This is a genomic window from Paraburkholderia sp. IW21, assembly GCF_041321145.1.
GTDB lineage: Bacteria > Pseudomonadota > Gammaproteobacteria > Burkholderiales > Burkholderiaceae > Paraburkholderia.
In genome coordinates this window covers 293,845-300,681 of the sequence record NZ_JBGGWA010000011.1, presented here as the reverse complement: position 1 = coordinate 300,681, position 6,837 = coordinate 293,845, and the positions used below count along the sequence as shown (strand labels likewise).

At 62.1% G+C, this 6,837-nt stretch carries 7 protein-coding genes; 3 read left to right on the top strand and 4 right to left on the bottom strand.

Annotated elements, in window-relative coordinates; all coding sequences use genetic code 11:
• Window positions 1–137: 137 nt before the first annotated feature.
• Window positions 138–1,622: a UbiD family decarboxylase gene (locus ACAX43_RS25275; protein WP_370711128.1), complete on the bottom strand. Its 1,485-nt coding sequence runs from the start codon at window positions 1,620–1,622 to the stop codon at window positions 138–140.
• A gap of 294 nt (window positions 1,623–1,916) precedes the next feature.
• On the opposite strand from ACAX43_RS25275, the gene ACAX43_RS25270 reads away from it, so the two are divergent.
• Both ACAX43_RS25270 and ACAX43_RS25265 read left to right on the top strand, forming a co-directional pair.
• Window positions 1,917–2,858 (top strand): LysR family transcriptional regulator, encoded by a 942-nt coding sequence (locus tag ACAX43_RS25270; protein ID WP_370711127.1) that lies wholly within the window; start codon window positions 1,917–1,919, stop codon window positions 2,856–2,858.
• Entirely contained in the window at window positions 2,855–3,013 is a 159-nt protein-coding gene (locus tag ACAX43_RS25265; protein WP_370711126.1) for a hypothetical protein, read from the top strand. The genes ACAX43_RS25270 and ACAX43_RS25265 overlap by 4 nt, the downstream gene beginning before the upstream one ends.
• Before the next feature lie 47 nt (window positions 3,014–3,060).
• Here the strand turns inward: ACAX43_RS25265 and ACAX43_RS25260 are convergent, their stop codons facing one another.
• The gene (locus ACAX43_RS25260) at window positions 3,061–3,933 is read right to left on the bottom strand and encodes a phytanoyl-CoA dioxygenase family protein (protein ID WP_370711125.1); all 873 of its coding nucleotides are present in this window, start codon (window positions 3,931–3,933) and stop codon (window positions 3,061–3,063) included.
• A complete protein-coding gene (locus ACAX43_RS25255; protein WP_370711124.1) occupies window positions 3,930–4,733 on the bottom strand; it encodes a phytanoyl-CoA dioxygenase family protein in 804 nt (267 codons plus the stop codon). Before ACAX43_RS25255 ends, ACAX43_RS25260 begins: the two co-directional genes overlap by 4 nt.
• Before the next feature lie 110 nt (window positions 4,734–4,843).
• Between ACAX43_RS25255 and ACAX43_RS25250 the strand changes: the two genes are divergently transcribed.
• Window positions 4,844–5,752, top strand: coding sequence for a LysR family transcriptional regulator (locus ACAX43_RS25250; protein WP_370711123.1), 909 nt, complete (start codon window positions 4,844–4,846; stop codon window positions 5,750–5,752).
• 141 nt (window positions 5,753–5,893) lie between these two features.
• Here ACAX43_RS25250 and ACAX43_RS25245 read toward each other — a convergent pair whose 3' ends face one another.
• Complete coding sequence (locus ACAX43_RS25245) at window positions 5,894–6,829, bottom strand: electron transfer flavoprotein subunit alpha/FixB family protein (RefSeq protein WP_370711122.1); 936 nt, start codon at window positions 6,827–6,829, stop codon at window positions 5,894–5,896.
• Between the last annotated feature and the right edge of the window lie 8 nt (window positions 6,830–6,837).

Genomic DNA, 6,837 nt, shown 5'->3' with positions numbered 1-6,837 from the left:
ATCCGCAGCGCGTGCATTGATATCGGCGAAGGCCGTCTCACGCTGGTTCATTGCTCTGCTCCTTCATTGCGGCTCGCGAATTCGTCGGCAAGACCGCTCCAGCGACGCGCGATTTCGCGATGCCGACGACGATACGCTCAGTCATGATGGCGGCTTAGATAGGCATCGAACGCGTGGTTGTCCGCTGCGACGAGCACGTCGAGATCGACCGTGTCCTGGCCGGGGATATGCACGCGCGTGAAGACGTGCGCCGGATAGACTGCCGGACGCGTGGCGTCGAGGCCCATCTTCGCGCTCACGCCCTGCAGATGCGGCGGGGCATCCTCGGGCCGGCCAACGGTCGTCGAGGGATCGAGCGGCGAGCCCTGCGCGCCTTCGATCACGACGAGATCGCGATCCGCCTGGAAGCGCGTGGCGATTGCCCATTCGATTTCGGCCGGATCATGCACGTCCACATCGGTATCGACGACGACCACCAGCTTGATGTCGTAATGCGCACCGAATGCGCAAAGAATCACGTTCTTCGCTTCGCCTTCGCGCTTCTTGTCGAACTGCACCCACAAGTGATAACGGCACACGCCACCCACCGAAAGATGCACGCCTTTCACGCCGGGATGGCTGCGTTGCAGATGCGCGAGCAGCGTCGCTTCGCGCGGAATCGCGCCGAGCAGCAGATGCTCCATCTCGGCCGGCACAATTGTGTGAAAGATCGGATCGCTGCGATGCGTGACCGCCGTAACCTCGATCACCTCGCGCGCTTCCTTCGCGCTGTAGTACTTCGGGAATTCGCCGAACGGACCTTCCGGCTCGCGCACGTTCGGCAGGATGCGGCCTTCGATCACGATCTCGGCGAACGCCGGCACATGCACGTCGTTCGTCACGCACTTCGCAACCGGCAGCGGCGCGCCATGCAGCGCACCGGCAATTTCCAGCTCGTCGTGATCGATGGGAGTGATGGCTTGCGAGGCGAGCATCGTCAGCGGATCGACGCCGATGGCGACCGCCACGTCGAGCGCATCGCCGGCTTCCTCGGCTGCCTTCTGAAACGCATGCAAGTGGCGCGGCAGAAGCAGAATCGCCATGCGGTCCGGGCCGTGCACCTGGATGCGGTTGATCGACACGTTCTGCACGCCGGTACGCGGATTGCGGGCGATCACGAGGCCCGCAGTGATGTACGGACCGTTGTCATGTTCGCTGTGCGTGGGGATCGGCAGCAGCGCGTGCAGATCGATGCCGCTCGTATGGACGACCTGCTGGCAAGCGGCGTCGGCACGATCCAGAAGCTTCGACGCGACCGGCTTTTCGGCCGCGCGGCGAAAGTGTGCGAGCAGGTCCGATTCTTCGATACCCATCGCTTCGGCGATCCACGCGCGCTTCGACATGAAGCCGCTCACCACCGGCACGTCGTGCCGTCCCGGCTTCGTGAAGAATGCGGCCTGCGCGCCGTCGAGGCGTTTGGCGATGGCCGCGAGTTCGTGTTCGAGCGCGACCGGCTCGTCGATCGTCGCTACGCGCCCGGTCTTCGCGAGATGCACGAGCCAGTCGCGCAGCGTGAGCGTGCCGGATTGCGGGGCCCGCGAAAAAGGGAAGGTGCCGTTCGTTGCGGCATCGCGTGTGTTCATCTGCGTCTCCGTCGTTGTCCGCTGCTTGAGTGAAAAGCCGCAGCGAGACATGGAACGAAGCGTAGCCAGATCCCCCTATAAGTTCTAATACTATCTTTTGATGTGTTAGATCATCAATACTGATATCAGTGTTAGCCCCGATGACACCCGACTTTCAGAACGATACTAATGGACAAGCAATGTTTGGGCGACCCACAGTGAGATCGCCAGGTGCGGCCGCCGAGGCGGATTCTTCCATCGACTGATAACATGCCCATCAGTCATTAGTTTCGATGATGTTTAGATCATACGAATATGGACCTCAAGCAAATCCAGTACTTCATCGCGCTCTTCGAGGACGGCTCGGTCACGCGGGCGGCGAAGCGCCTGAGCATCGTGCAGCCCGCGTTGAGCATGCAGATTGCGAAGCTCGAAGAGGAGCTGCATCAGCAGCTCTTCGAACGCGGCGCGCACGGCATGGCGCCGACAGCCGCCGGACGACTGATGTACCGCCTCTTTCTGCCGATCGTGCGTGATCTCGCGCACGCGCGGCAACAGCTCGTGCAGCGCGACGAGGGGGTAGCCGGGCACGTCGCGATCGGCCTGATCGCATCGATCACCGAGAGTGTCCTCGCGGATTCGCTGTCGCGCTTTCACGCCCGCTATCCGCAGGTCGATGTCACGGTGGCGGACGGCTACAGTGCGACGTTCATCGACTGGGTCGCGGGCGGCCAGTTGGATGCCGCGATCATCAACAAGCCGCGCTCGCGCCTGTCACTCGATTCGCAGGCGCTACTCGATGAAGAAATGGTGCTGGCGACGAGTGTCGTGCACGGTCCCGATCTTCCGCACGCGATCGAACTCGCGCAGTTGCCCGAACTCGAACTCGTGCTCCCGACCAAGCGTAACGGCTTGCGCGGCGTGCTCGATACCGCCGCGCAGCACGAAGACGTACTGTTCACGCCGCGTTTCGAAATCGACGTGTTGAGCACGATCGTGAAACTCGTCGAGAGCACGCGCTTTGCGACCATCCTGCCGCGCATCGCCGTCGAGCGAGCGGTGCGGCGAGGCAGGCTGCGCGCGTATCCGATCGTCGCGCCGCGCATCGTGCGCCAGATCGTGCGGGTGAGTCACCCGCGACGTCCGTTGAGCGCGGCGGCCGAGGCGCTGATCGCAATCATCGCGGACGAACTGCATCAGGTTTCGAACGCATCGGACATGAACAGCCCTCTTCTTCGCAAGGAAACCTCAGCATGAACGCGCCACACTGGATTGCCGGCGCATGGGTCGCGCGTGACGATCGGAACACGAGCCTCGGCACACAGGCTCACGCATGCCGCCACCTCGACGGTGCTGGCCGGCCGCACGACGGCTTGCGCGTGGCCGGCGTAGAGCCCGTGCCAGTCCGATAGATCGATAGGGGAAACGCGCGAACGCCCGCGGGTTTCTTGGCCTGCAATCAAGCCTGCGCGTTCTGCAACGTAAAGATGCCTGAATAACCGTTGTCGAAGTCGGGCGGCAACTCGATCAAGCCCTCCTCCACGCGAGCAAACCTCGGCGGTTCGCCGCGCACCATCTTCCCGCGATGCACGCTGTCAATCACAGGTGCGGTGTAAGCGAACGCATCCGCTGCGACGTATTGAATGATGTAGGTGCTGCGCATCGAGGCGGAGAGATTGACGCCCGAGCCGTGCACCGTCAGCCCGTGATGCGCGACGATATCGCCGGGATCCAGTTCGCTGTCGAGCGCGTGCGCCAGTTCAGCGTCCGTCATGCTGGGATTGCAGTTCAACGTGTACTGTCCGTCGGACCAATGACTGCGAGCGCCGCCCTTGTGACTTCCCGCAATGGTGCGCAGGCACCCGTTGCCGGCTCGCGATGCATTTAGCGGCACGCTCAGCGCAACAAGATTCGTGTTCGTGTGCGGAAACACTGGCCAGTCCTGATGCCAGCCGATCTCGGCGCCGCCCTCCGGCAACTTGAAATTGAGCTTCGAGTGATAGAACTTCACTGCGCCGCCGACCAGTTCGGCTGCGATGTCGCCAAGGATCGAATCGAAGGCGATCTCGCGGAAGACCGCATCAAGTTCCGTCGGGCTTGATATGCGTCTAACTCGCGGACGCTCTGCGCTATGCCCCTTCGCCAGATCGACATGCTTCGTGCGCGCCGTCAGGTGGCGTGCCTCTTCCCGCAGGCGATCAGTCACATCGTTCAGCCGCTGCAACAGTTCGCTTGCAAGCACGCGGCGCATCGTCAGAAAGCCGTCGTCGCGGTAGGTCTCCAACTCACGCGCGCTCAGCACCGTATCCGCTTTTTGAAGAACCGCGCTCATGCGTGCACCGCGTCGGTGATCGTGTCGTTGCCCAATTGCAGCGGCGCAAAGTTCGTCGAGCGCACATAGTCCGGTCGAGGGTTGGCGACGTCGGCGGGACGGTTCGCCACCGGGTTGTACACCACGTAGATCTGCCAGCGGTCGTGTCGTGACAGGTTGTGCCCCGATGCATGCAGGATGTTGGCATCGAAGAAGACCACCGTTCCGGGCGGCCCGACGATCGGCACCGGCTCCGGGCTGCGCTCCATGATTTCCAGCAGTTGCGTCTTCGGCACAACCCAGAACTTGTAGGCGGTGGCTTCATCGAAGGCCGGTTCGAGATGGCCCTCCTTGTGACTTCCGGGGATGAAGTACAGGCAGCCGCCCATCTCGGTCGGCTCATCGAGCATCACGAGCGCGGTTGTCATGCCCGGCGTCGGGACGCCGTCCCGACGCCACGTTCCATAGTCCTGATGCCACTGCCACACCGAGCCGTCGATCGCCGTCTTCAAGTTGCATTTGGTGTGATAGACGTAGAGTTGCGCATCGTCGAGGAGCTGCTGTGCCGGTTCCAGCAGGCGCGGCGCACGCGCGGCCGCACGAAAGACCGGCGAGGCCGTCGGGCCGTCTGCCTCATGCACTCTGTAAATCGTCTTGGCGATACCTCCGGTCTTCTCGCGTACGAGATGGTCCGTGTCGATATCCTGGATGCGCTGCAAGTCGTGCTTCATCGCCTGCACTTCGTCCGGCGAAAAGAGGGTCGGCAGGATAAGAAAGCCGTCGCGCGCATAGGCGCGGAGTTGGTCCTGTGTGAGCTTCATCCGATGTCATCCTGATGAGTGATGTGTGTTTTCTCAACTCATCGTAGGCGCGTCCTACCTGAATGTAAAAGATATAATAAGTACGCTATCCATACCTAAAAGGTACCGATATGGAGTTTCGACACCTGCGGTACTTCTTGACCGTCGCAGAGACGCTCAATTTCACGAAGGCGGCCGCGCGGCTGCACATCGCTCAGCCACCGCTTAGCCGGCAGATACGCGAGCTGGAAGAAGAATTGGGCGTCATACTCTTCGACAGAAGCGGCAGGCGCGTGGAATTGTCGGCGGCGGGGCATGTGTTCGCCGAGCGTGCCCGTCAGATCCTGGCGGCCGCGGACTCCGCCGTGATCGATTCACAACGCGCCCAGCGCGGCGAGATCGGCCGGCTCGCAATCGGCTTTTTCGAGCACGCGGCTTACACGCTGCTGCCACCGATCCTGAGAGAGTTTCAGCAGCGATTTCCCGGCGTCGAGGTGGAGTTGCGCTGGTTCCCTGTCGTCGAGCAGGTCAACGCACTCGCGCGCGGCGACATCGATCTGGCGTTCGTGCGTCCGGTATCGAATCTGAAGGGGCTCGAAACGCAGTTGATCCTCGAGGAGCCGTTCGTTCTTGGTTTACCTGAAGACAGCCCGTTGACGGCGACGCGCCAGGTGTCGATCGCCGATTGCTCCGAGCAGCGCGTGATCAATTTCATCGAGACGCTCGCGCCGGACTACCATGCGATCATCACGAGCCTTTGCGCGCTCGGCGGCTTCACGCCTTCGCCGCTGTCGGAAGTGGGCCAGGTCTATACGTCGCTGGGACTCGTGAGTGCGGGTTTCGGCGTGGCCATTGTGCCGGCTTCGGTGCAGCGCGTGCGAGTCGAGAACGTCGTCTATCGAATGATCAGGGAACCGCACGCGATGAGCGCAACCTTGCTCGCGTGGCATCATTCGCCGCCGTCAGCCGCATTGATGGCTTTCGTGCGAGTGGCGCGCGAGGTCGCCCAAATCCGTTTTGGAGCGGACAGCGGCGGATGAACGAAGAATGAATGTGCGGGAATGGTCGCGTGAACAGACGTGACCGCAAGGCGCGTTCATCTGGCCGCTATCGGCTTCAATGGAGATCAGGTTCGCATGTCTGCTGCTGGCCCTTTGTGACCGATATCGGGCAATGCGGGTTCAGGCAACCTCTTTTACCAGTTCCGGCACGAGCGTGAACAGATCGCCCACCAGACCGTAGTCGGCGACACCGAAGATCGGTGCTTCCGCGTCCTTGTTGATCGCGACGATCATCTTCGAGTCCTTCATGCCCGCCAGGTGCTGGATCGCGCCCGAAATACCGACTGCCACGTACAGCTGCGGTGCGACGATCTTGCCGGTTTGACCGACTTGATAATCGTTCGGTACGAAGCCCGCATCGACTGCTGCGCGCGATGCGCCGAGTGCCGCGCCGAGTTTGTCCGCCAGCGGTTCCAGAATCTTCGCGTAGTTCTCGCCGTTGCCCAAACCGCGTCCGCCCGACACGATGGTCGTCGCCGAGGTCAACTCGGGACGGTCCAGCCTGGTGAGTTCACGGCTCACGAACTGCGAAATGCCGGCTTCGGCGGCGGCTTCGATTTTCTCGATCGATGCGCTGCCGCCTTGCGCCGCGACCGGATCGAAGCCCGTTGTACGCACCGTGATGACCTTGATCGGATCGCTCGATTGCACCGTCGCGATCGCGTTGCCGGCGTAGATCGGCCGCTCGAATGTGTCTGCGCTGACGGCGGCGGTGATGTCGCTGATCTGCGCGACGTCCAGATGCGCGGCGATACGCGGCGCAATGTTCTTGCCGTATGCGGTCGCGGGCGCGAGGACATGTGAATAATCTCTCGCGATCCTCAGCACCGTGCCGTCGATGTTTTCCGCGAGGCCATCGCCCAGTTGCGGCGCATCGGCGAGTAATATCCTGCTCACGCCTGCGATTTTCGCGGCCGCATCCGCTGCGGCTTGGGCGTTCGAACCCGCCACCAGCACGTGAATATCACCGCCGATCTTTTGTGCGGCAGCAATCGTGTTCAAGGTCGCCGCCTTGATCGATGCGTTGTCGTGTTCTGCAATTACCAGAATCGTCATGCTTGTCT

Excerpts from the sequence above, each read along its gene's own strand:
- ACAX43_RS25275 (WP_370711128.1), bottom strand. The coding sequence starts at position 1,622 with ATGAACACACGCGATGCCGCAACGAACGGCACCTTCCCTTTTTCGCGG.
- ACAX43_RS25270 (WP_370711127.1), top strand. The coding sequence starts at position 1,917 with ATGGACCTCAAGCAAATCCAGTACTTCATCGCGCTCTTCGAGGACGGC.
- ACAX43_RS25265 (WP_370711126.1), top strand. The coding sequence starts at position 2,855 with ATGAACGCGCCACACTGGATTGCCGGCGCATGGGTCGCGCGTGACGAT.
- ACAX43_RS25260 (WP_370711125.1), bottom strand. The coding sequence starts at position 3,933 with ATGAGCGCGGTTCTTCAAAAAGCGGATACGGTGCTGAGCGCGCGTGAG.
- ACAX43_RS25255 (WP_370711124.1), bottom strand. The coding sequence starts at position 4,733 with ATGAAGCTCACACAGGACCAACTCCGCGCCTATGCGCGCGACGGCTTT.
- ACAX43_RS25250 (WP_370711123.1), top strand. The coding sequence starts at position 4,844 with ATGGAGTTTCGACACCTGCGGTACTTCTTGACCGTCGCAGAGACGCTC.
- ACAX43_RS25245 (WP_370711122.1), bottom strand. The coding sequence starts at position 6,829 with ATGACGATTCTGGTAATTGCAGAACACGACAACGCATCGATCAAGGCG.